The organism is Stenotrophomonas sp. YJH_SMC_94-11 (assembly GCF_059370435.1).
On the sequence record NZ_JCAFTR010000005.1, the window covers coordinates 171,984 to 194,763 of the forward strand.

The 22,780-nt window shown below is 67.6% G+C and carries 21 protein-coding genes; 7 read left to right on the forward strand and 14 right to left on the reverse strand.

Features of this window, described 5'->3' with window-relative positions:
- Positions 1-256 precede the first annotated feature (256 nt).
- The 3 genes from AC5P74_RS11195 to AC5P74_RS11205 all read right to left on the reverse strand — a co-directional run bounded on the left by AC5P74_RS11195 (position 257) and on the right by AC5P74_RS11205 (position 2,942).
- On the reverse strand, positions 257-1,078 hold the full coding sequence (locus tag AC5P74_RS11195) for a S1 family peptidase (RefSeq protein WP_495204922.1): 822 nt from the start codon (positions 1,076-1,078) through the stop codon (positions 257-259).
- Between the two features lie 218 nt (positions 1,079-1,296).
- Entirely contained in the window at positions 1,297-2,022 is a 726-nt protein-coding gene (gene pyrF, locus AC5P74_RS11200; RefSeq protein WP_005421084.1) for an orotidine-5'-phosphate decarboxylase, read from the reverse strand.
- Positions 2,019-2,942, reverse strand: coding sequence for a 5'-nucleotidase, lipoprotein e(P4) family (locus tag AC5P74_RS11205; RefSeq protein WP_005421086.1), 924 nt, complete (start codon positions 2,940-2,942; stop codon positions 2,019-2,021). The genes pyrF and AC5P74_RS11205 overlap by 4 nt, the downstream gene beginning before the upstream one ends.
- A 101-nt stretch (positions 2,943-3,043) precedes the next feature.
- Here AC5P74_RS11205 and AC5P74_RS11210 point away from each other — a divergent pair, with 101 nt between their 5' ends.
- On the forward strand, positions 3,044-3,697 hold the full coding sequence (locus AC5P74_RS11210; RefSeq protein ID WP_164093077.1) for a YceH family protein: 654 nt from the start codon (positions 3,044-3,046) through the stop codon (positions 3,695-3,697).
- Positions 3,698-3,810: 113 nt separating this feature from the next.
- Here the strand turns inward: AC5P74_RS11210 and AC5P74_RS11215 are convergent, their stop codons facing one another.
- The 3 genes from AC5P74_RS11215 to AC5P74_RS11225 form a co-directional block, all read right to left on the reverse strand.
- Positions 3,811-4,128, reverse strand: coding sequence for a hypothetical protein (locus AC5P74_RS11215; protein ID WP_138953373.1), 318 nt, complete (start codon positions 4,126-4,128; stop codon positions 3,811-3,813).
- A gap of 160 nt (positions 4,129-4,288) precedes the next feature.
- Complete coding sequence (locus AC5P74_RS11220; protein WP_329842733.1) at positions 4,289-4,828, reverse strand: GNAT family N-acetyltransferase; 540 nt, start codon at positions 4,826-4,828, stop codon at positions 4,289-4,291.
- 200 nt (positions 4,829-5,028) lie between these two features.
- Complete coding sequence (locus AC5P74_RS11225; RefSeq protein WP_053498020.1) at positions 5,029-7,005, reverse strand: UvrD-helicase domain-containing protein; 1,977 nt, start codon at positions 7,003-7,005, stop codon at positions 5,029-5,031.
- A gap of 99 nt (positions 7,006-7,104) precedes the next feature.
- Between AC5P74_RS11225 and AC5P74_RS11230 the strand changes: the two genes are divergently transcribed.
- On the forward strand, positions 7,105-7,776 hold the full coding sequence (locus AC5P74_RS11230) for an SEL1-like repeat protein (protein WP_164263785.1): 672 nt from the start codon (positions 7,105-7,107) through the stop codon (positions 7,774-7,776).
- Between the two features lie 124 nt (positions 7,777-7,900).
- Positions 7,901-8,521, forward strand: coding sequence for a thymidine kinase (locus AC5P74_RS11235; protein ID WP_005421101.1), 621 nt, complete (start codon positions 7,901-7,903; stop codon positions 8,519-8,521).
- A gap of 516 nt (positions 8,522-9,037) precedes the next feature.
- On the opposite strand, the gene AC5P74_RS11240 is transcribed toward AC5P74_RS11235, so the two are convergent.
- From AC5P74_RS11240 to AC5P74_RS11255, 4 genes are all read right to left on the reverse strand, one after another.
- The gene (locus AC5P74_RS11240) at positions 9,038-10,642 is read right to left on the reverse strand and encodes an OpgD/OpgG family glucan biosynthesis protein (protein ID WP_072167419.1); all 1,605 of its coding nucleotides are present in this window, start codon (positions 10,640-10,642) and stop codon (positions 9,038-9,040) included.
- Between the two features lie 105 nt (positions 10,643-10,747).
- Complete coding sequence (gene mutM, locus AC5P74_RS11245) at positions 10,748-11,560, reverse strand: bifunctional DNA-formamidopyrimidine glycosylase/DNA-(apurinic or apyrimidinic site) lyase (RefSeq protein ID WP_346608207.1); 813 nt, start codon at positions 11,558-11,560, stop codon at positions 10,748-10,750.
- 19 nt (positions 11,561-11,579) lie between these two features.
- Positions 11,580-11,912, reverse strand: a complete 333-nt coding sequence (locus AC5P74_RS11250) for an EF-hand domain-containing protein (protein WP_053496705.1) — start codon at positions 11,910-11,912, stop codon at positions 11,580-11,582.
- Positions 11,909-13,111: a DesA family fatty acid desaturase gene (locus AC5P74_RS11255; RefSeq protein ID WP_206619812.1), complete on the reverse strand. Its 1,203-nt coding sequence runs from the start codon at positions 13,109-13,111 to the stop codon at positions 11,909-11,911. Before AC5P74_RS11255 ends, AC5P74_RS11250 begins: the two co-directional genes overlap by 4 nt.
- Positions 13,112-13,262: 151 nt before the next feature.
- On the opposite strand from AC5P74_RS11255, the gene AC5P74_RS11260 reads away from it, so the two are divergent.
- Positions 13,263-14,084 (forward strand): ABC transporter ATP-binding protein, encoded by an 822-nt coding sequence (locus AC5P74_RS11260; protein WP_053496707.1) that lies wholly within the window; start codon positions 13,263-13,265, stop codon positions 14,082-14,084.
- Between the two features lie 128 nt (positions 14,085-14,212).
- Here AC5P74_RS11260 and AC5P74_RS11265 read toward each other — a convergent pair whose 3' ends face one another.
- Complete coding sequence (locus tag AC5P74_RS11265) at positions 14,213-15,415, reverse strand: DUF4785 domain-containing protein (protein ID WP_329842739.1); 1,203 nt, start codon at positions 15,413-15,415, stop codon at positions 14,213-14,215.
- A gap of 11 nt (positions 15,416-15,426) precedes the next feature.
- The gene (locus AC5P74_RS11270) at positions 15,427-16,305 is read right to left on the reverse strand and encodes a hypothetical protein (protein WP_070488845.1); all 879 of its coding nucleotides are present in this window, start codon (positions 16,303-16,305) and stop codon (positions 15,427-15,429) included.
- Between the two features lie 261 nt (positions 16,306-16,566).
- Here AC5P74_RS11270 and AC5P74_RS11275 point away from each other — a divergent pair, with 261 nt between their 5' ends.
- A complete protein-coding gene (locus AC5P74_RS11275; RefSeq protein ID WP_005421113.1) occupies positions 16,567-17,406 on the forward strand; it encodes an acid phosphatase in 840 nt (279 codons plus the stop codon).
- A 132-nt stretch (positions 17,407-17,538) separates the two neighbouring features.
- On the opposite strand, the gene AC5P74_RS11280 is transcribed toward AC5P74_RS11275, so the two are convergent.
- On the reverse strand, positions 17,539-19,809 hold the full coding sequence (locus AC5P74_RS11280; protein WP_053496709.1) for a TonB-dependent receptor: 2,271 nt from the start codon (positions 19,807-19,809) through the stop codon (positions 17,539-17,541).
- A gap of 159 nt (positions 19,810-19,968) precedes the next feature.
- On the opposite strand from AC5P74_RS11280, the gene AC5P74_RS11285 reads away from it, so the two are divergent.
- Both AC5P74_RS11285 and AC5P74_RS11290 read left to right on the forward strand, forming a co-directional pair.
- Positions 19,969-20,985, forward strand: a complete 1,017-nt coding sequence (locus AC5P74_RS11285) for a TIGR00266 family protein (RefSeq protein WP_005421115.1) — start codon at positions 19,969-19,971, stop codon at positions 20,983-20,985.
- Positions 20,986-21,137: 152 nt separating this feature from the next.
- A complete protein-coding gene (locus tag AC5P74_RS11290; RefSeq protein WP_053496711.1) occupies positions 21,138-22,130 on the forward strand; it encodes a patatin-like phospholipase family protein in 993 nt (330 codons plus the stop codon).
- A gap of 39 nt (positions 22,131-22,169) precedes the next feature.
- On the opposite strand, the gene AC5P74_RS11295 is transcribed toward AC5P74_RS11290, so the two are convergent.
- Positions 22,170-22,655 carry an Lrp/AsnC family transcriptional regulator gene (locus AC5P74_RS11295; protein WP_005411782.1) on the reverse strand — a complete coding sequence of 162 codons (486 nt, stop codon included), beginning with the start codon at positions 22,653-22,655 and terminating at the stop codon, positions 22,170-22,172.
- Between the last annotated feature and the right edge of the window lie 125 nt (positions 22,656-22,780).

Sequence of the window (22,780 nt, forward strand, 5' to 3'; positions counted from 1 at the left end):
GGACGTCACGGTTTCCAGCCAAGGGGGGCGCAGATCTCCTCTGCTGCGGCAGAAGGGATCTGACCCCAGCGCCGCCATCGGGATAAAAAAAGAGCCCGGATCACGGGGATCACAGGCTCTTCAAGCCGGCGCGGGGCCGGAGGACAGTGTTGTGGCACATGTCCGGCCCGAGGACCGGATGGCGGCGATCCTACGCTGCCGTTCAAGTTAAGGCAACACTTCACGTAATGCTATGTATGTATTTGATTTTATTGTGTCAATCGCGTTGCCAAACCGCTTCGATGAAATCTACGGCGTGTTTTTCGGCGATTCGGGCATAAATCCCCGGATAGCCGGCCAGCGCACAGCCCTCGCCCCAACTGACGACACCGAACTGGGTCCAGCCTTCACGCAGGCGCAGCAGCAGGGGGCCTCCGGAATCCCCCTGGCAGCTGTCGATGCCCTCGCGGCCGGCGCAGATCACCTTGCCACGTGATAGTTCACCGCCGTACGCCTGCTGGCATTCATCGAATGACACGAACGGCACCTGTGCGGTCTGCAGCTGAGTCGGATAGACCCGGCCATCGCCGATGTCGGTGTCTCCCCAGCCGATCACCGTGAATTCACGGCCCGGCTTGAGATAGCTGGCGTCGGGCCGCAGCCGCAGTGCTACCGGCTGTGCGCCGACCAGCGGTGCGCTGAGCTGGATCAGGGCGACGTCGTGCTCCAGCGAATTGCCGCTGTTGAATGCCGGATGGACGTGGATCGCCTTGACGTTGGAGGGTCGTGGTCCGGCGTCAGTGGACAGGGCCGTGACCTTGCCGACAACGGCGATGCCACCAGGCGCTTCGCCCTGCATGCAGTGCGCGGCCGTCAGCACCCACGAGGGTGAGATGAGGGTGCCCCCGCAGAAGTGGCGATCATGGTCCGAATCGCCGTCGAAGATGCCCTGGATGCTGACCATGAACGGGTACTCGTCGGCCGGCGCCGCTTCGCCGCCGATGATGCGCGGCGCATCGCGCAGCTGCGGCGCAGCGGTGGCGGGTACGGCAGACGCGGCCAACAGCAGGCCGATGAACAAAGAGGTGCTGCGATACATTTCCCTGTACTCCTCTGTCGATGGTTGGAACCGGCGCGGCCGCGGTCCGTACCGGTGCATCGATTGGGGAGCAGTGGAGAGGCCCACAGCGCGAACCTGCGCACAGTTCTCATGGCTGGCGCCGCCTGCGACAGCTGCAGACCCACAAATGCGAACGCCATCCCGCATGGATCGGGATGGCGTTCGTGGTGCCGGCGTGACCGGCGTCGGCTGTGGGCTCAGCGTGCAGCCAGAGCCGACGCGATTTCCTGCTGGATCGCCCGCGCTGCGGCCTGCGGATCGGCGGCCAGGCGGATCGGGCGACCGACCACGATGGCATCGGCGCCATCGGCAAAGGCCTGCGCTACGCCAACGGTACGCTTCTGGTCATCGCCGACCGGGCCACCGGGGCGGATGCCCGGGCAGACGATCGAGAATCCGCTGCCGGTGGCAGCGCGGATCGGGCCGGCCTCCTGGCCCGAAGCGATCACGCCATCGATGCCGGCGGCCTGGGCGGCCAGCGCGCGCTCGACCACCACGTCCACCGGTTCGCGGTCGATGCCCATCTGTGCGAGGTCGGGGCGACCCATCGAGGTCAGCACGGTCACTGCCAGCAGGCGCATGTCGCCGCTGTTGGCGGCGGCGCACGCCTCCATCATGGCCGGGTGCCAGCCATGGATGGTGGCGTAGCTGACCGGCCACTGCGACAGGCGCTTGATCACCGCCGCAGCCGTGGCCGGGATGTCGAAGAACTTCAGGTCGACGAACACGCGCTTGTCGCGGCGGGCCAGCTCATCGAGCACCTGGAAGTACTCGCCGGAGGCGAGCAGTTCCATGCCGATCTTGTAGAACGCCACGCTGTCGCCCAGGCGGTCGACCCACGCCAGCGCCTGCGCGCGGTCAGGCACGTCCAGCGCGAAGATCAGGCGCTCGTCATCGCGCAGCGGCAGCGGTGCGCGGCTCATGGTGCGTAGTCCAGCGCGGCGCGCTTGGCGTCGTGGCGGGCCTGGCGCGACTGGCTGTAATCGTTGTTGAACTGCGCCGGCTCGAAGCCGCCGTAGGTCGGGTTCGGCAGCATCCACCAGCGCTCGCCGAACCAGTCGTGGTACTGCTGCAGCAGGGCGTCACGGCCTTCGTTGGTGTTGGCGGTCACTTCCACGAAGTCACCCAGCTGGTCGCCGAACTGCATCAGCACGCGGTACTTCTGCCCGGCCAGGCGGCGGCGGCAGTTCTTCTCGCTGCCAGCCTGCTCGCAGCCTTCGACCACGGTGCCCAGGCCCAGGAACACGCTGTCATCGGCCACCGGCAGGCCCTGCTCGCGCAGGTTGGCCAGGGTCGCGTCCTTCAGGTGCACGGCACGGTTGGAGATGTACAGCAGGGTCACGCCCTTGGCGTTGGCCGCCTTGGCGAAATCAACCACGCCCGGGATCGCCTTGGCCTTCTTTTCGGCCACCCACTGGTCCCAGCTCAGCTCGTCGTATTCCTTGCCGTCGCGCACCAGGCGCGCCTGGTAGGGCGAGTTGTCCAGCACGGTCTCGTCCACGTCCAGCACCACGGCCGGCTTCAGGCCCTTGGCCTCGTTGCCGCGTTCTTCCGGCACCAGAGCATCCCAATGGGCTTCCTTCAGCGCCACGTCCAGGTGGTCGGCGGCGGCGCGGTAGGTCTGCTCGGTGATCGCCCTGTACTCCTGCGCACGCTGCATCCACAGCACGGCGTTGAGGTTGTCGTTGGCGGTGGCATCACGCGCGCCATCGGCCTTGGCGGCGGACGCCGGGGCCTGCGGCGCCGCGGCTTCAGCGGCAGGCGCGTCCACGCGCTTGCAGGCGGACAGGCCCAGCGCCGCGGTGGCGAGCAGGGTCAGGGACAGGGAAACAGGACGACGCATGGATTCACCGGCAATCAGATATACCGGTGCATTTTACCGGCAAAGCCGGCCCTGGGACGGCTATGCTTGGCGGTTGACCCGTTGCTCTTCCGGAGGCCGCCATGACCGATTCCACCCAGACCCCCGACGTCCCCCTGCTCGATGCGGTGCAGGCCCGCCTGCTGGGCTGCCTGGTGGAGAAGGAGGCGACCACCCCGGACACCTACCCGTTGACCGTCAATGCCGCCCAATCGGCGGCCAACCAGAAGACCGCCCGCGAGCCGGTGATGAACGTGGACGCCGGCAGCGTGCAGCACGCGCTGCGCCAGCTGGAAGCACTGGGCCTGGCCCGCCAGCACTTCTCCTCGCGCGCCGACCGCTACGAGCACCGCCTGCAGGCCGCGCTGGACCTGACCCGGCAACAGACCGTGCTGCTGGCGCTGCTGCTGCTGCGCGGCCCACAGACCCTGGGCGAGCTGGTGTCGCGCAGCGAGCGTCTGTACCGGTTTGCGGATATCGACGAAGCCCGCCACGCCGTCGAGCGCCTGCAGCAGCGCGCGCTGCTGGTGGTGCTGCCGCGCGCCAGCGGCCAGCGCGAAGACCGCTACATGCACCTGCTGTGCGGTGAAGTGGATGGTGCCGCGCTGGCGGCCAAGTACGCCAGCAGTGGCGGGGGCAGCAGCGATGCGGCCGATCCGGGCCTGGCCGAGCGCGTGGCCCAGCTGGAAGCGGCCGTGGCCGAGCTGCAGGCGCAGCTGGCAGAACTGCGCGGCTGACGCAGCCTGCCGGGGTCGGATCCCGCAGCGCGGGCTCCGACCCCGTCCGCATCAGGTAGTGCCGACCCCTGGCCGGTCACCCCGCACCGATCGGCGCAGGATCGATCCGTGGATCAGCACCCTCCGACCCTGAGAATTCCGTCGCAGTTGGACAGGGCGCGTACCCCCCATTCCTCCATCGTGTACTGATTCACCAGTTTGCTGCCGTTGTTGCGCACGCAGCTGACATTGATGAAGCACTGCGTGCCGGGCCGCCCTTCAATGCGGTTGACATGGCAACTGCGGCTGGCAGACGACGCATTCCATGCGTTCTGACACGCCTGTGTACTGGAACGTGGCGAAAGAGCGCCCATCTGGGGAAGCGTGAATGCAGATGCGGATGCAGACGCCATGCTCAACAACATCGTCACGGCCAAGGTCATGGGCTTCATGAGAACTCCTGGAGTTTCCGGGTTTGGGTAATGACCACAGCGCTGTCCAATGCGGCGCGTCGGTCACCCTCATCAAAGCCGGAAGCATCGGCGGTGAACCGGACGACATGCCGGTTTATCGCCAAATACAAGAGTTCTCATTCGATTCGTGCAGATTGCGTCATGAGCGCGGGGCTGAGACCGCCACCGCCCCCGGTGTCGCGTACAACCGGCTGGGTGAATCCACTCCTGGCAACTGGATCACTCCGCGCTCCTGCATGCCCAGGCCCAGCAGGATCTTCCCGGACACCACGTTGTCCAGATCGGTAATGCCATACAGATCCCGCAAGCCCAGCGCTCCGCGTGCATGCGCGAACACCGCACGCGCCGCCTCACCGGCGTAGCCCTGCCCGGCAAATTCCGAGAGCACCGCATAGCCGATGTCCGGCCCCGGCAGGCCATCACGCCGCACCAGCCCGGCATTGCCCAGCCACGCGCCATCGGACAAGCGCTCGATGGCATACATGCCGAACCCGTTCAACGCATAGCTGTGCAGCACCCGCAGCGCGATGTACTCCCGCGCCTGCTCCTCGCTGCGTACGTTGCGGTCACCAATGAATCGCACGAAGCCCGGATCGTTCAACAGTGCCAACATCGGCACCGCATCGCGGTCGGGCTCGATCGCACGCAGACGCAGGCGTTCGCTTTCAATCGGATGCACGCGCAGACCTCCAGCCGAAACCCCGATTCTGCCTCAACCCCCAGCTGTTGAATCTGATTTTCTTTGCATTGCCGTGGAAGGACACGCCCGGCGGTCACTTCAGGGACGGGTTCACGGCGTCCCCCGCGAACCCACCCCGACCGGCCAGCCACCGAACCAACGCGTGCTCCACCACGGAGGGGCGGCGCCGTTGGAGCGCCTTAGTCGAACAACGCCTCGATCGCCGCCAACCCCGCGCTCGCCCGTTCCTTCTTCCGCGCCGCATCCGCCACCGGGTCCGCGCCATCGCGCTGGATCTCCTCGGCCGGGATCTCATCGAAGAACCGGCTCGGCTTCAGCCGCACATGCTCGCCGAACTTGCGCGTGAGCTTGCTGTAGCTCATCCACAGCTGGATCTTGGCGCGGGTGATGCCCACGTACAGCAGGCGACGTTCTTCCTGCAGGTTGCCTTCATCCAGGCTGACCTGGTGCGGCAACACGCCGTCCTCGCAGCCGACGATGAACACGTACGGGAACTCCAGGCCCTTGGAAGCGTGCAGGGTCATCATGCGCACCTGGTTGCCGCCCTCGTCCTTGTCGCTGCGCGAGAGCAGCGCCAGCTGGCCGGCCAGGTCGGCGGCGGTGGCACCGCGCGGGCCGCCCTCGAACCACTGCGCCAGTTCCTCGATGTTGTTCGCCCGGCGCTGGTAGCTGGCCTCTTCCTTGGCCTGCTGGCGCAGCTCGCTCAGCAACCCCGATTCCTTGGCCACCTTGCGGATCATGTCGCCGGACGTCACCTGGCGCATCTGCGCCCGCAGGTCGCGCAGGATGTCGGTGAAGCGCGCCAGGCTGTTGGCCGCGCGCGGCGGCAACTGCTGCAGGGCGCCGATGGTCTCGGCCACATGCGCCATCGGCATGTCCTTTTCCTGCGCCAGCTCGGCCAGCCTGGCCAGCGTACCGGCACCCACGTCGCGCTTGGGCGACTGCACCGCGCGCATGAACGCGGTGTCATCGTCCGGGTTCACCAGCAGCCGCAGCCAGGCCAGCGTGTCCTTCACTTCCTGGCGTTCCAGGAACATCGTGCCGCCGGTCAGGTGGTAGGGGATGCGCAGCAGCTGCATCGCCTTTTCCAGCGGCCGCGACTGGAAGTTGCCACGGAACAGGATGCAGAAATCACTCCACGGCACGTTGCGCGACTGCGCCACGAAGGCGATTTCGGCGGCGACCTTTTCCGCTTCGTGCTCACTGTTGCGGCACTCCCACACGCGGATGCGCTCACCGTCGGCCTGGTCGCTCCACAGCTTCTTCAGGTGTTCGTGCGGGTTGTTGGCGATCAGCGCATTGGCTGCACGCAGCACGCGGTTGGAGCAGCGGTAGTTCTGCTCCAGCTTGATGATTTCCAGCGTGGGGTAGTCACGCCCCATCTGCTGCAGGTTCTCCGGGTTGGCGCCACGCCAGGCGTAGATCGACTGGTCATCGTCGCCCACGCAGGTGAAATTGCCCTTCTCACCAGCCAGCTGCTTGAGCAGGCGGTATTGCGCGTCGTTGGTGTCCTGGCATTCGTCCACCAGCAGGTAGCCGATGCGCTCGCGCCAGGCCAGGGCGATCTCGGGGTTCTCTTCCAGGATCTGCACCGGCAGGCGGATCAGGTCATCGAAATCGACCGCATTGAACGCGGTCAGCCGCAGCTGGTAGCGCTCGTAGACGCTGGCCGCTTCCTTCTCGCGGTTGCTGCGTGCGGCGGCCATCGCCTGCTCGGGCGACAGCCCGGCGTTCTTCGCGCGCGACACCAGGTTCTTCATGTCCTCGATGTCATCGGGCTTGGCGCCGTGCATCAGGTCCTTGATCTGCGCGGCGGCATCATCGGCATCGAAGATGGAGAAGCCGCGCTTCAGGCCCACGGCGGCATGTTCGATCTGCAGGAACTTCAGGCCCAGCGCATGGAAGGTGCAGATGGTCACCTCGTCGGCGTCCTGCTCGCGCAGGCGCTTGGCCACGCGCTCGCGCATTTCCTTGGCCGATTTGTTGGTGAAGGTGATCGCCGCGATGCGGCGCGCCGGATAGCGGCCACTGCCGATCAGGTGGGCGATCTTCTCCACGATCACCCGCGTCTTGCCGCTGCCGGCGCCGGCGAGCACCAGCAAGGGGCCTTCGATGTGCAGGACGGCGGCGGCTTGGGGGGGATTGAGACCGTGCATGGGGACAGGATTGTAGCGGGGTGCCGGCGGGCCGACCTGACTTGCATGACGCCTGGCCCTAAGGTATTGAGTCGACTCCGGAACACAGGAGCGTGGTCCATGTCCTTGAACATCATCGCCCGCCCGCTGGTGGCTACCCTGCTGGGCCTGCTGGCCGTGCCTGCGGCCGGGTCCAGCCCGGCACCGCCTGCCGACGCCTATGAAACGATTGTGCTGCAGTCGCACGAGTTTCTTGTCTACCATCCGGACCTGCGCTTCCGTGGGCTCGGCATGCAGGCCCGCGAGCGGGGCCGCCACGAAGAAGCCCGCAACGACTTCCGCAATGCCGCGCGCTACGGCGACAAGCTCTCACAGGCAGCGCTGGCCGACATGCTCTGGAACGGGCAGGGCGGTCCGGTCGACCGCGCCCTGGGCTATGCATGGATGGACCTGGCGGCCGAGCGCGGCACCGAATGGCTGGTGGTACAGCGCGAACGCTTCTGGGAGGCGCTGTCCGCCGACGAGCGCGAGCGCGCGGTGCGCGAGGGCCGCGCGCTGTATGCCGAGTTCGGCGATCCGGCCGCGACGCCGCGGCTGGAACGTGAACTGCGGGCCGGCAGCATGCAGCAGACCGGCAGCCGCGCCGGCTGGAACGGCGCCATGCGCAGCCAGGGCCGTGGCGATGCGGGGGCCCGTGTGCTGCAACCGGAAAAGCACCAGTTGGCGCGCTACTGGGACCCGGTGGCCTACCGGCAATGGCAGGACGAGGAGCTGGCCAGATCGGGGCGATGAGCCACGCCTGCCAGGCCATCGTTGCCTCGGCGCTGCTGGCACCGGGGTACGCGACAGCCGGCACGTGATCGCCCGGCCACGGCCGATCCGCGACGGCGGGCCGGGTGGCGACTAGAATTGGCCGATGGCCAAGCTCTACTTCTACTACTCGGCGATGAACGCCGGCAAGACCACCACCCTGCTGCAGAGCGCGCACAACTACCGCGAGCGCGGCATGCGGGTGGCGATCCTGACCCCACGCCTGGACGATCGTGCCGGCGCCGGCGTGGTGGCCTCGCGGATCGGCCTGCGCGCTGACGGCATGGCCTTCGACCGCGATACCGACCTGCAGCGCTGGGTGGAGCAGGATCTGGCAGCCAACGGCCCGATGGGCTGCGTGCTGGTGGACGAGGCGCAGTTCCTGACCCGCGCCCAGGTCTGGCAGCTCAGTGAGGTGGTCGACCAGCTGCGCATTCCGGTGCTGTGCTACGGCCTTCGTACCGACTTCCGCGGCGAGCTGTTCGAAGGCAGCCAGTACCTGCTGGCCTGGGCCGACGAGATGCAGGAGATCAAGACCATCTGCCACAGCGGCAAGAAGGCGACGATGACCGTGCGCGTGGACGAGCATGGCCACGCCGTGCAGGACGGCCCGCAGGTGGAGATCGGTGGCAACGAGCGCTACGTGTCGGTCAGCCGTGCCGAGTTCAAGAAGATCACCCGCGGCGAAGGCCGGATCGATCCGGCGCAGGCGCCCCTGCCGCTGTAAGGGGTGTTCTTTTGCAGGGCTTGCAGCCCTGCACCTGCTTCAAGCCGAAGCAACGGCAACAGCGGGCATTCCGTGGAATGGCGGGGCGGTGTCGGAGTGCGGGGACGCTGCAAGTACGTCCCTGTAAGCTTGGCAGCCGCATCCATGCGGCTGACACCCCGCACTCCGACACCGCGCCACCTCTGACACAATCCCGCAGCTGTTGGTGGGTGTCGACCTTGGTCGACACATCTGTCAGATATCGAATGAAGTTCCGGGGTCAGATGCGTTTTCCTTCGGAAAACGGATCTGACCCCCAAGAGCGATTCCAACAGATCGCGCAAATCTGTCGAAGGCGGGGTGGGTCCGGTTGAGGGGGCGTGAGCGCCATGGATGGCGCGACCGAGGCTACATGGACGTATTTACGCCGCCCCCCTCAACCGGACCCACCCCGCCATCCCACGGAATGCACGCAATTGACGTTGCCTTGGCTTGAAGCAGGTGCAGGGCTGCAAGCCCTGCAAACCCAACCCCCTCTTAGTACAGCGTGCGCTCCGGCGCACCGGCCGGCGGCGGGGTGTACTGGTACAGCCAGGTCTCGGTGAGGGTCTTGCCACCACTGCGCAGGAACAGGCGGATGTCGATCTGCTCGGTACTGCCTTCCGGCGGCACCAGGTCGAACATCGCGCGATAGCCGTTGATCTCGCGCAGCGGGCGCGCCGACACGATCTCGACCCGGCCACGGCTGGCTTCCACCACCGCTTCGACCTCGGCCTTGTCGATCAGCCTGGCCAGTTCGCCACCTTCGAAGTCCACCGCGAAGCGCCAGCTGAAGTACTCACGCTTCTTGCCGACCACACCGCCCAGGCCGGTGCGGCTGGCCACGCAGTGCGCCAGCGGCGGGCGCGCCGGCGGTTCGGCGCCCCAGTACAAGCGGTAGCCGACCAGCAGCTCCTGGCCCGGCTGCGGCTTTTCCTTCGGGTTCCAGAACGCCACGATGTTGTCGAACGTCTCGTCCACGGTGGGAATCTCCACCAGCTGCACCGAGCCTTCGCCCCATTCGCCCTTCGGCTCCACCCACAGGCACGGGCGCTTCTCGTAGAACACGCCGTCGTCCTGGTAATGGTCGAAATTGCGGTCGCGCTGCAGCAGGCCGAAGCCGCGCGGGTTGCGGTCCACGAACATGTTGAAACGCAGGTTGCGCGGGTTCAGCAGCGGCCGCCAGATCCACTCGCCGGCACCGGTCCACAGCGACAGGCCATCGGTATCGTGGATCTCCGGGCGCCAGTCCCAGCCCATCCGGCGGTCGTTCTCGCCCACCTGGTACATGCTGGTGCACGGGGCGATGCCCAACCGCTCGATCGTCTTGCGCGGGTACAGCGCGCTGTCGATGTCCATCAGCAGCACGTCACCGTTGGTGATCGCGAAGCGATAGGCTCCGGCCACGCTGGGCGAATCCAGCAGGCCGTAGACCACGATCGTGTCCGAATCAGCCGACGGCTGTTCCAGGTAGTAGGCGATGAAATCCGGGAATTCCTCCGGCTTGCCCATGCCGGTGTCGATCGCCAGGCCACGCGCGGACTGCCCGTACTGGCCCTCCTTGCCGACTGCGCGGAAGTAGCTGGCGCCAAGGAAGGCGGCGAAGTCGCGGTCGGTGTCCTTGCGGGTGTTCAGGCGGAACCCGGCGAAGCCCAGATCGGCCGGCAGCTCGCCATCCTTGATGCCGCTCTTGCCGTAGTTGAACGCCGCGCCGTCATACGCCAGTTCCTGCGCCTTGCCGTCGACCACGTCGAACATGCGCACCGGCGAATGGAAGTACAGGCCCAGGTGGAAGAACTTGGCCTGGAACTTGCCGGGCTGGTCGGCCCACAGCGCATGGTCCTGGCGGTAGCCGATCGACTGGTACTGGTCCCAGTCCAGGCCTTCCAGGCGGCCCGGCAGCACCCGCTTGTGGCTCTTGTAGGGTGCCTGTGCAAGCGCGCGCGCCTGGCCCTTCAGGGTGGCGAAGTCGAACGGCTGCGGTTGGCCGAGGCGGCGCAGGCCCATCTGGCCGCTCCTGCTGGCCGCGCACGCGGGCAGGGACGGCAGGCCGAATGCAGCCAGGGCGAGGGAGGCATTGCGGATGAAGTCGCGTCGTTGCATGCAGGCGCGTCAGGCACAGGGAGGAAGGTCGGCCATCATAGGCAGACAAACGTTAACGGGCAGCGGAGACGCGCCCTGCCCGTTCAGCTGCCGCTGGTCGCCGGCTCAGCGCTGGCAGTGGCTGCACCAGACGCTGGTGCGCTGGCCGATGGTGGCGTGCTTCAGCGCGCGCCCGCAGTTCGGGCACGGCAGCCCGTCGCGGCCGTACACCAGCAGCTCCTGCTCGAAGTAGCCCGGCGCACCGTCGGGGCTGATGAAATCGCGCAGGGTGGTGCCGCCGCGGGTGATGGCGTAGCCCAGGATCTCCTTCACCGCGTCGGCCAGCCGCTGGTAGCGTGCTCGCGAGATCTTTCCTGCCTCGCGCAACGGACTGATGCCGGCCTTGAACAGGCTCTCGGCGGCGTAGATGTTGCCCACGCCCACCACCACCGCCTGGTCCATCAGGAAGGTCTTCACCGGCGCGCTGCGGCCCCGGCTGCGGGCGAACAGGTAGTCGCCGTCGAACGCCTCGTCCAGTGGCTCCGGGCCCAGCCCCTGCAGCAGCGGGTGGATCTCGCCAGCCGGCTGCCAGAGCAGGCTGCCGAAGCGACGCGGGTCGTTGAAGCGCAGCAGGCGGCCATTGTCCAGGCTGATGTCGACGTGGTCATGCGCCCGCAGCGGGGTATCACCGGGCAGCACGCGCAGGCTGCCGGACATGCCCAGGTGCAGCACGGCGCTGCCGATGGCGGTATCCAGCAGCAGGTACTTGGCTCGCCGGCGGATGTCCTCGATGCGCTGACCCGGCAGCAGCTCGGCCACTTCCGGTGGAATCGGCCAGCGCAGGTCGGCACGGCGCAGGATCACGCCATGCACGCGGCGGCCCTGCAGGTGCGGCGCCAGGCCGCGGCGGGTGGTTTCGACTTCGGGCAGTTCAGGCATGGGGCGATTCTACGCCCGCTCAACGCGGCGGCGCGGACAGCTCGCGGGCATCCAGGAAGCCATCACCGTTGGCATCCTGCTTGTGGAAGCGCTGCACGATCACCTGCCGCTGCTGCTCGCGGCTGATTGCCCTGCCCTTGCCGCCGGGCAGCTCGTCGGCGCTCAGCACGCCATCACCGTTGCGGTCCATGCGATCGAAGGCATACAGCATCCACTGTACGTACTCGGCCTCGCTGACCCTGCCGTCGCCATCGCTGTCCATCCGCTGCAGATAGCTGGCGGTGTCGGTGACCTGGGCCAGCGCCGCACCCGGCAGCAGCGCCGCCAGCAGAAGCCCGTACCCTGCCCTCACGCGCCCACCAGGCTGTAGCCCTTCAGCCGTGCGGCGTAGGCCTGCAACGCCGCGATGCCGCTTTCCTCGGCCTCGCGGCACCACGCCTGCAGCTGATGCAGGCGCTCAGCGGCGTCGTGGCCACGGGCTTCCAGCAGCGCAGCCAATCGCCCGCGGTACTCGACCAGGGTGCGGATGCGCGGCCGCTGCGCCACCCATGCGCTGAGCTGGGCGCGGCTGTCCGGCTTCAGCCAGCGGCCATCGTTGACCAGGCCACGGCGCAACCGGCGTGGCAGCAGGCGGCGCAGCTTGGCCCCGGCCTGCGCGGCCTCCTCGCGCAGGGCCGGCATGAACACGTTGCGCTGGTAATCGGTCATTGCCTGGAAGCGATGCGACAGCAGCGCCTTCAGGGTTTCGGCATCGGGCACGGCGATGTTCGGGCGCACGTCCATGGCCGGCGCCACCCGCAGCACCCTGGCCAGTCGCAGCGCCTGCAGCAGGCGGATCGCACTCCAGCCGATGTCGAACTCCCAGCGCCGCATCGCGAAGCGCGCCGAACTGGGGAAGGCATGGTGGTTGTTGTGCAGCTCCTCGCCACCGATCCAGAACCCCCACGGCGTGAGATTGGTGGAGGTATCGGCCGACTCGTAGTTGCGGTACCCCCACCAGTGGCCCAGGCCATTGACCACGCCCGCCGCCCAGAATGGGATCCATGCCATCTGGATCGCCCACAGCGCCACACCGGGCAGGCCGAACAGCACGCCGTTGATCGCCAGCAGCAATACCGGCCCCAGCGTGGCGTGCGGGGTATACAGGTGGCGCTCGATCGCGTCGTCCGGCGTGCCGCGCCCGTACTGCTCGATGTCCGCGCGCATGCCGCGCGCTTCGCGGTACAGCTCCACGCCATGCCAGAACACCTTGCCGATGCCGCGGGTGACCGGGCTGTGCGGATCGTCCTCGGTCTCCACCTTGGCGTGGTGCTTGCGATGGATGGCCACCCACTCGCGGGTGATCATCGACGTGGTCAGCCACAGCCAGAAACGGAACACGTGGGCCAGCGCCGGGTGGAAATCGACCCCGCGATGGGCCTGGCTGCGGTGCAGGTACAGGGTCACCGAGAAGATGGTGATCTGGGTGAAGACCAGCAGCACGCCCAACATGGCCCACCCGCCGAGGCCGAGCACACCACCGGTCAGCAGGGACATCAGGGCATCGGGCATGACAGCTCTCCGTATCGACGCGGGGATGGCAGACATGATGGGCGCTTGCGTTGCAAACTGCATCCCTGCGGCGGTGATTGCCACCGTCATCCGTGGCACCGTTCACAGTTGGGGACCTGAGTTGTCGAGCCTTGATCCACGCGCCAGCACCATGACTGCCGCCCCGCCCGTTGCGGAGCTGCCCCCCTTGATCGAACTGGACCGCGCCACCGTGGTGCGCGGTCAGGTGAAGGTGCTGCACGGGCTCAGCCTGCGCATCGCGCAGGGCCAGCACACCGCCCTGCTCGGCCCCAACGGCTGCGGCAAGTCGACCTTCATCAAGCTGATCACCCGCGAGCTGTACCCGCTGGCGCAGGTCGACGGCTCCGTGGCGGTAAGGGTGCTGGGGCAGAACCGCTGGCAGGTGGACCGGCTGCGATCGCAGCTAGGCATCGTCACCGGCGATCTCAGCAGCAATCTGGCCGACATGCCGGGCCTGACCGTGGAACAGGCAGTGCTGTCCGGCTTCTTCGCCAGCTACGTCGTGCCGGCCTTCCGCGAAGTGACCGCCGATATGCGCGCACGTGTGGGCGAGACACTGGCGATGACCGGCGCCCTGTCCCTGCGCGACCGCGCCTACGCCGAGTTGTCCGCTGGCGAGACCCGCCGCGTGCTGATCGCCCGCGCGCTGGTCAACCGGCCGCAGGCACTGCTGCTGGACGAACCCTCCACCGGGCTGGACCTGGTCGCCCGCGAGCAGCTGGTGGCGACCATGCGGGTGCTGGCGCAGCAGGGCATCACCCTGGTGCTGGTGACCCACCACATCGAAGAGATCATTCCCGAGATCGAGCGGGTGGTGCTGCTGCGCGATGGCCGCGTGCTGGCCGACGGCACCCGCGCCGAGCTGCTGCGCAACGAACCGCTGTCGGCGGTGTTCGGCGGCGCGATCACCGTCTGCGAGCAGGAAGGCCGGCTGACCGCATACGCGGGGTAGTCGGCATGCCTTTGTAGAGCCGAGCCCACGCTCGGCTGCTCCTGATCACGGCAAACGGCAGCCGAGCATGGGCTCGGCTCTACACAAGAAGGTGCAGCGGGCCGGACCCCGGCCCGCTGCACGCAACCTCAGAACCGCAACGCCAGCGCGCGCGACTCGATCGGTGCCATCCGGCTCTGGTCCTGCAGCTGCAGGTCACGCAGCTCGTACGGTGCGCCAAAACCGGCCGGCAACGCGGCCTCGCCGAACGGCAGCACCAGCTGGCCGGCGCCTGGGCCATCGAACCACGCGGCTGCATGTGCCTGCGCGACCGGCTTCATCCGGCCATCGCGGGCCGTGGCATACAGCGTGCCACGTGCCTCGTAGCGGCCTGCCGCAGCCACCTGCAGCGGCAGCGCCACCTGGCGGCTGGAAGGGTCCGGTGCTGCCTGGCCACTGAAACGCGCGGTCGGCCGTGCCACCGCGAAGGCCACCTTGCCATCGCGCAGCACGCCATCGGCCTGGGCGAACACCTGCAGCTCCCACAGCCCCTGCACGGTGCCGATGTCGGTCGGGATCCGCACCTGCGCGCGCAGGCTGCCATCGGTGGTGCGCAGCAGGCGCTGCGGCCAGCTGCGGCCATCCGGTGCGACCAGCAGGGCTTCCCCCCCCAGGCCGCCACGACGCGATGCCAGCTGCGCGGTGGTGGCGCCGTCTTCCAGCAGGCGTGCCTGCAGCTGCACGTTGCCACCGGCCAGCACCTGCGCCTGGTTGGCCTGGACTTCCAACCGCAGCGGGCTGTTGGGCTCCAGCACCTGCACCACATAGCGGCCCTGCGCCTGCGTGCTCTGCAGGGTGTACGCACCGGCGGCACTGGTCGCGCCGGTGCGCAGCATGCTGCTGCCATCACTCACCGGCATGCCGGCATCCTGCAGCGCGCGCGCATCGACACTGCGGGCCACGCTGCTGCGGCCAGCCGGGTCGCGCACCTGAAGGGTGTTGGCCGGCAGCGCGCGGGCTCCTGCGGCCGGACTCAGCTGGATCACCGCATCGGGCGCCGTCAGCGGCAGGTCCAGGCCGCGCTGCAGCTGCGTGCCATCGACCTGCTGCCAGTAACTGCGGCTGACCGAGGCATATGGCGTGGCCACCTGCAGCGGCTGTGCCGGGTCCAGCGCCCAGGCAAACGACAACGGCGCGTGTTCGCTTTCATCGGCAGGCAGCGGCGCGGCCACCAATGCGGCAGGCACCTGATCGCCCGCGCGGGCCGCCTGCAGAGGCTGCGCGGCCTGCGCGGCGGAAAGGGACAGTACTGCCAGCACCGCACTGGCCAGCAGGGTGGAATGGGTCGTCATGGTCATCTCCCTCACTGGGTCAGGTCGTTGCGCAGCAGGGTGCCGAGGCCGAAGCACTCGCGCCGGCTCTGGTTGTGGCTGAGCGGTTCTGCGCCCTGGGTGCGCGCTTTGTCGGTGAACCAGGTGGTGCCGGCCGCCTTCTGGCTGCTGCACTCCAGGAAGCCATCGGAGCAGGACGACAACCAGTTCTGGGTGAACTCCAGGCCAACGTTGGCGGCATAGCCACCGCAGTAGCTGTTGCTGTCCCACACCGCCGATTCCACGTCACTGCCGACCACCGCGCGGAACGGCCTGGGCAACGCCGGGCGACCGGCCGTGCCGTACAGGTTCTGCGCGTTGTAGGTGGCCATGCTGGCCACCTGCTGCTGGCGTACCGCGTCGTTCTTGTAGCCCAGCAGCCAGCCCAGTGACGTTTCGAAGGTATTGCCGTTGAGCACCGCATCGGCCAGTGGCGTGCCCGCCGAAGACGGTGCCAGTGCGTTGACCTTGCGCACCGTCCGGATGATCTTCGGATAGCGGCTGTCGTACGTCGGATTGGACAGGATCCAGCGCATCACGTTGCCGCCGTTGGAATGGGTAATCACCACCAGCTGGGTGATGCCACGGCTGTCGATGAAACTGGTCAGCTGGTTGGCCAGGCAGCCGGCGGCCTCCGGTTTCCACATGTACTGGGTGAAGTCACAGTTGATGACCACATAGTTGCTGCTGTTCGGCAGGCCCTGGCGCACGGTGTCGATGATCGCCGGCTGCCAGTAGTCCTGGGTGGCATTGGTCTGCGCGCCGGTGCCATGCACGAAGGCCACGCCGACCACGTCGGCGGCCTGCGCCGGTGCTGCTGCCAGCCCCAGAAGCAGGGCCAGGACGGTACTTCCTGTTGCGGTGCTGCGCATCGCTTCTCTCCCTCTGTCTTCGGATCCCCCCGACCCGGCTGGAACTGGACGGCCCCTGGTGACTGCCGATGTGCCGATGCTCACGGTGCGGCCGCGTGAAAGTCCGTGCGCTGCGCCCGGATTCAGCAGACTGGCACGCTTCGTTGACGTTCTTCATCTCCTGTGATGACCATGCCGGGTCTGGCCGTATGACCGATGGCCACTGCGGTGCCGCATACGGGCTGCGATCATGACGCGGTGTTTTTCCTCCGGAGCCCGTCCATGTCGCTGATTTCCCACCCCGCCCGCCCGCTGCTCGGCCTCGCCGTTGCCGTGGCCCTGGCCGGCTGTGCTGCCACGGCCACCAAACCGACCGCCGTCGAAGCCAACATCACCACCAAGGCCGTGGGCTATCTGGACAAGAGCGCTGTTCCGGCCAGCCTCGATCTGGTGCCGGCACCGCCGGTGGCCGGTTCGGCCGCCCTCGCCCTGGACGAACAGGTCAGCCGTGAAGCCCGCGCGCTGCGTGGCAGCCCGCGCTTCGCCCAGGCCGGCATCGATGCGGAACTCGGCTTCCCCGAAGGTGCAAACCACTTCTCCTGCGCCGCCGACATCGACGTCGATGCGGTGAAGACTCCGGCGCTGTATCGACTGCTGGAGCGCAGCCGGATCGACGCCAGCGCCGCTACCAAGGCAGCCAAGAACCACTACCAGCGCCCGCGCCCGTTCATGGTCAACGGTGAGCCGACCTGCTCGCCGAAGGACGAGGATGGCCTGCGCAAGAATGGTTCCTATCCATCCGGCCACACCTCGATCGGCTGGGCCTGGGCACTGATCCTGTCGGAGATCGTGCCGGACCGCGCCGATGCCATCCAGGCCCGCGGCCGCAACTACGGCGAGAGCCGCCTGGTGTGCAACGTGCACTGGCAGAGCGACATCCTGGAAGGCCGCTTCATGGGTGCCGCCGCCGTGGCCCGCCTGCACGACAACGCCGCGTTCAACAAGGACCTGCTGGCCGCACGCAAGGAGATCGCTGCCGCGCGCAAGGCCGGCCTGCACTCCAGCCGCGACTGCACCACCGAGAACGCGGTACTGAAGGTGCGCCCGCAGAGCGCGCTGTAAGCCATGCCTCTGTAGAGCCGGGCCATGCTCGGCTCAGAGCAGCCGAGCGCAGGCTCGGCTCTACACGAAGCAGGAAACAGAAGGGCCGGCATTGCGCCGGCCCTTCTTCATTGCATTACCGCAGCGACCGCATCAGAACTTCGCGGTGAACTCCACGCCCCAGGTGCGCGGCTCGTTGAGGAAGCCGGTCAGGTTGTTGAAGTCGATCGCACCGACCACGCGGGTCTGGTTGGTCAGGTTGCGGCCGAACACGGCCACGTCGTACTGGCCATACTCCCAGTTGTAGCCCAGGCGCAGGCCGCCTTCCAGCGAACTACGGCCGCGGAATTCCGGCGACTCGTAGATGAAGAAGTTCACCGCGCTGCGGTAGGCCCAGTCGGTGTAGGCGTACAGCTCGCTGCCATCGCTGAGCGGGAAGCCCACGCGCAGGGTCGCGTTGTGGATCCACTTCGGCGCCTGCGGCAGCGGGTTGCCGTTCACCAGCGCGTAGGTCTGGCCGTTGATCACCGTGGTCGGGTCGGTGATGGTGCAGCCGCCGCCGCAGATCGCCACCGCCAGGTTCTTGTCCTTGATCTCGGTGTCGTTGTAGCTGCTGCCAAAGGTCAGCAGGACGTTGTCGGCCAGGTAGGCCTCCAGGTCCAGCTCGACGCCCTGGCCGATGGTCTTGTCGGCGTTGAGCAGGGTGGCGGTGTTGTTGGAGCCGCCCACGGCGATCAGCTGCTGGCCATCGACGTCGTAGCGGAACACGCTCAGGCCCAGGCGCGCGCGGCGCTCGAACAGGTCGGCCTTGATGCCGGCCTCGTACGAGATGACCTTCTCCGAATCGGCCTGCGACAGACCCGGCGCAAAGGCCAGGCGGCCCTGGATCGACGGCGCGCGGAAGCCCTTGGCCACGCGGGCGTAGGCGTTGATGTCGTCGGTGAGCTTGTAGACGCCGCTCAGGTCCCAGCTGACGTCGTTGACGTCGGTGTTGGCCAGGTACGGGCCACTGACCGGGGTGCCGAACGGAACCGCCTGCAGCACGCTGGCGCTGAAGTCCTTCTTGTCCTGGGTGTAGCGCACGCCGGCACGCAGCTTGAAGCGGTCGGTGACGTCGAAGTCACCCGAGGCGAACACTGCCCAGGCCTTGTTGCGCTGGTTCTGCACCACGTGGCCGGTCTGCGGATTGCCCGGGGCCAGCGAGTCGTAGTTGAAGTTGTTGATGGTCACGTCTTCATCGAAGTAGAAGACGCCGGCCTGCCAGTCGAAGCGGCCCCACTCGTTGGACTCGACGCGGAATTCCTGCGTCCACTGGCGATGGTGCGGCAGGCCATCAGCCGACTCTGAGGAGAACGGAATCAGGCCCGGGCCGTAGTTGCCGGCACCGAGGAAGGCCGCACCGTAGCCACCGTCGATGTCACCGCGGTTGAGCGATTCGGCGGTCTCGTAGCCGGTGATCGAGTGCAGGGTCACCGAGCCGAGGTTCCACTGCAGGCGCGCGCTGCCCCCCCAGGTCTCCAGGTCGGAGAAGTTGACGCCGTCGTTGGCCACCTTGTCGCGGTCGAAGTTCTCGACCAGCGAATTGCCACCCTTCTGGATGATGTTGGCGCGGAACAGGCGGGCGGTGCCGTTGAGCTTGCGCTTGTGCAGGTTGAACAGCGCTTCGAAGTCATCGCCTTCGTACAGGAACTGCACGCGGCCTGCCGCTTCGTCATAGCCTTCGAAGCCGCTGTTGGGCGCGCCCACACGGGTGTTGTCGACCCAGTCGTCACGACGCTGGTAGATCGCCGAGACGCGCGCCGACCAGCGGTCGGTCAGCGGGCCGCCGTAGGCGCCCTGCACGTTCCAGCTGTTGTAGCTGCCGTAGCCGACGCGGATATAGCCGTCGGCATCCTGCGACGGGCGGGCCGAATCGAACTTGACCACGCCGGCCGGCGTGTTGCGGCCGAACAGGGTACCCTGCGGGCCACGCAGCACTTCCACGTTGGCCAGGTCGAACAGCGGGAAGCCCTTCAGCAGCGGGCTTTCCTGCACGACGTCGTCGTATACCAGCGACACCGGCTGCGAGGCATTGAGATCGAAATCGGTGTTGCCCAGGCCGCGGATGTAGAAGCGCGGGAAGGCACGACCGTAGGACGACTCGATGTTGAGGCTGGGCACGCGTGCGGCCAGGAAGCGGATGTCATCGCCGGCCGAACCGAGCACATCCAGCTTCTCGCCCTGGATCGCGCTGACTGCGACCGGTACGTCCTTGGCGTTCTCGACACGGCGCTGCGCGGTTACCTGCAGGGTGTCGAGGGCAACCGGATCCTTGGCGGCAGGGGTTTCCTGGGCGGCTGCTACCAGCGGCAGCAGGGCGGAAAGAGCGGCAACGAGAGGGCGCGCGACCGGAAGGCGGCCACGGGAAGTGCGGGTCGGGGACATGGCGGTAGGCTGTGTTTGGAGGGGTGGTAAAACGGCGCTACCAGATAATTGTTGCAATACAGCACCTGCCCCGCAAATGCCGGCCGTTCATGGCCCCGTCGCCCTGCCCCCGGGGCGCTCGCTAGACTCGGGGTTTTCCAGCGCCGCGGAGCCGCCGCAATGACCCAGTGGTACTTCCATGCCTCGGCCCAGGCCGACCGAATCGGACCGCTCGATGACCCGGCCGCGCGCCGCTACGCGCAGGCCAACCCGCGCGCGCTGGCCTGGTGCCAGGGCATGAGCGGATGGACCTCGATTGCCGAAGTGCCCGAACTGCAATCCGCGGCCCCGGGCATGCCCCACACCCCACCGCCGGTCCCCGCCGCCGCCAGCGGCCGCGCCGACGACATCGAATTCCGCATCGTCGGCCATGAAATGCAGTTCGTGGAAATCGAGCTTGATCCCGGCGAGAGCGCCATTGCCGAGGCCGGCGCGTTGATGTTCAAGGACGCCACGGTGCAGATGGATACCGTGTTCGGCGCCGCCAATGGCGACCAGGGCGGCGGCTTCATGGGCAAGGTGATGGCTGCCGGCAAGCGCGTACTGACCGGCGAAAGCCTGTTCGCCACCGTCTACACCCAGAGCGGCCATGGCAAGGGCAAGGTCGCCTTCGCTGCGCCCTACCCTGGGACGGTGCTGGCGATGAAACTGGACCAGCACGGCGGCCGCCTGATCTGCCAGAAGGACAGTTTCCTGGCCGGCGCGCGCGGCGTGCAGATCGGCGTGCAGTTCCAGCGCAAGATCATGACCGGCCTGTTCGGGGGCGAGGGTTTCATCATGCAGAAACTGGAGGGCGACGGCTGGGTGTTCATCCACGCCGGCGGCTGCGTGGTGGAGCGCGAGCTGGCCGCCGGCGAACGCCTGGATGTGGATACCGGCTGCGTGGTGGCCTACCACCCGACGGTGGACATGGACGTGCGTCGGGTGGCCGGCATCAAGAGCATGCTGTTCGGCGGCGAAGGCGTGTTCCTGGCCACGTTGACCGGCCCCGGCAAGGTCTGGCTGCAGTCACTGCCGTTCTCACGCCTGGCCGGCCGCATGTGGATGGCCGCACCGCAGGGCGGCGGCCAGAGCCGCGGCGAAGGCTCGGTGCTGGGCGGGCTGGGCCGGATGCTGGACGGTGACAACCGGTTCTGACCCACGCGCGGTAGTGCCGGCCGCTGGCCGGCAACCTCATGGACCTTGGCACTACCTTTATGAATGGGCGATATTTCCCACCCTGCCCGCCCCGCCGCGGCTTCGGTATGCTGGCGCCCTTTCCTGAATCCGGCGCCGCGCGCGCACTGCCGATGAGCCTGTTCCGCCCCCGCATGCTGCTGTCCGTCGCCCTGATCGGCCTGCTGGCCGGCTGCGGTGGCGATCCGGTCCGCCCCACGCCACCGCCTGCGCCGACCGTGGTCCCGCAGGCCAAGCCGGTGAAGATCGGCATCGCCCTGGGCGGCGGCGCGGCCAAAGGCTTTGCCCATATCGGCGTGATCAAGATGCTGGAGGCCAACGGCTTCGAGCCGGCCGTGGTCGCCGGCACCAGCGCCGGCAGCGTGGTCGGCGCCCTGTATGCCAGCGGCATGGATGCCTTCCAGATGCAGAGCAAGGCCGTCGCGCTGGACGAAGCCAGCATCCGCGATGTGCGCCTGTTCTCCGGTGGCCTGGTGCAGGGCCAGAAGCTGCAGGACTACGTCAACGAGCAGGTCGCCAACCGTCCCGCCGAGCGCCTGAAGAAGCCGTTCGCCGCCGTCGCCACCCAGCTCGAAACCGGCGAGCGCGCAATCTTCGTGCGCGGCAACGTCGGCCAGGCAGTGCGCGCGTCGAGCAGCATTCCCGGTGTGTTCGAGCCGGTGAAGATCGGCGGCCGCAACTACATCGATGGTGGCGTGGTCAGCCCGGTGCCGGTGGATGCCGCACGCCAGCTCGGCGCCGACTTCGTGATCGCCGTGGACATCTCCAGCAAGGCCAGCGGCAAGGCGCCGACCGACATGCTGGGCATCGTCAACCAGTCCATCTCGATCATGGGCCAGCGCCTGGGCGAGCAGGAACTGGCGCGCGCCGACATCGTCATCCGCCCGAAGGTACTGGACATCGGTGCCGCCGATTTCAGCCAGCGTGGCACCGCGATCCTGGAAGGCGAAAAGGCTGCGATGGCAGCGATGCCGCAGATCCGCGCCAGGATCCAGCAGCTGCAGCGCGCGCGCGCCGCAGCAGCCGCACCGGCACCGGTGGCCGCGCCGAAGTGCGAGGAAGCCTCGCGCCTGGGCAAGCTGATGGGCCGCAAGGACAAGTGCTGATCCATTGAAGCCAGGCCACCGGGCCCGCCCGGTGGTTGCTCAGGACTCCAGCTGCGACAGCGGCAACGCCTGGAAGCCCTTCACCGTGCGCAGCACGAAGCTGGAATTGGCATCGGCCACGCCACCGGCATTGAGCAGCCGGTCCAGCAGGAAGCGCGAGAAGTGCTCCAGGTCGCGCACGTAGACGTGCAGCAGGTAGTCCATGTCACCCGTCAGCGCGTGGCAGGCCACCACCTCGTCCCACGCCTGCACGCTGTCCACGAAGTGGCCGATGGCGGCCTGGTCGTGCTTTTCCAGCTGCACGCGCACGAAGGCCTGCAGGCCCAGCCGCAGCTGCCGTGGCTCCAGCCGCGCGCCATAGCCGACGATCACGCCCTCGCTTTCCAGCCGCTGCAACCGCCGCAGGCAGGCCGAAGGAGAGAGATTCACCCGCGCCGCCAGCTCGGCGTTGGTGGCGCGCCCATCCCGCTGGATTTCGGCCAGCAGGCGTATATCCGTGCGATCGAACTGGACTTCTCCGGCCATTGTTGCCCCGCAACATGGTGAGTACGCAAGGATATTGCGCCAACAAGGCCAATCGGCGCAACTTTTGCAACCCTGTTGCGCGTCCCCTGCCCTAGCATCATGGGTATCCCATCCAGGAGTGCCGC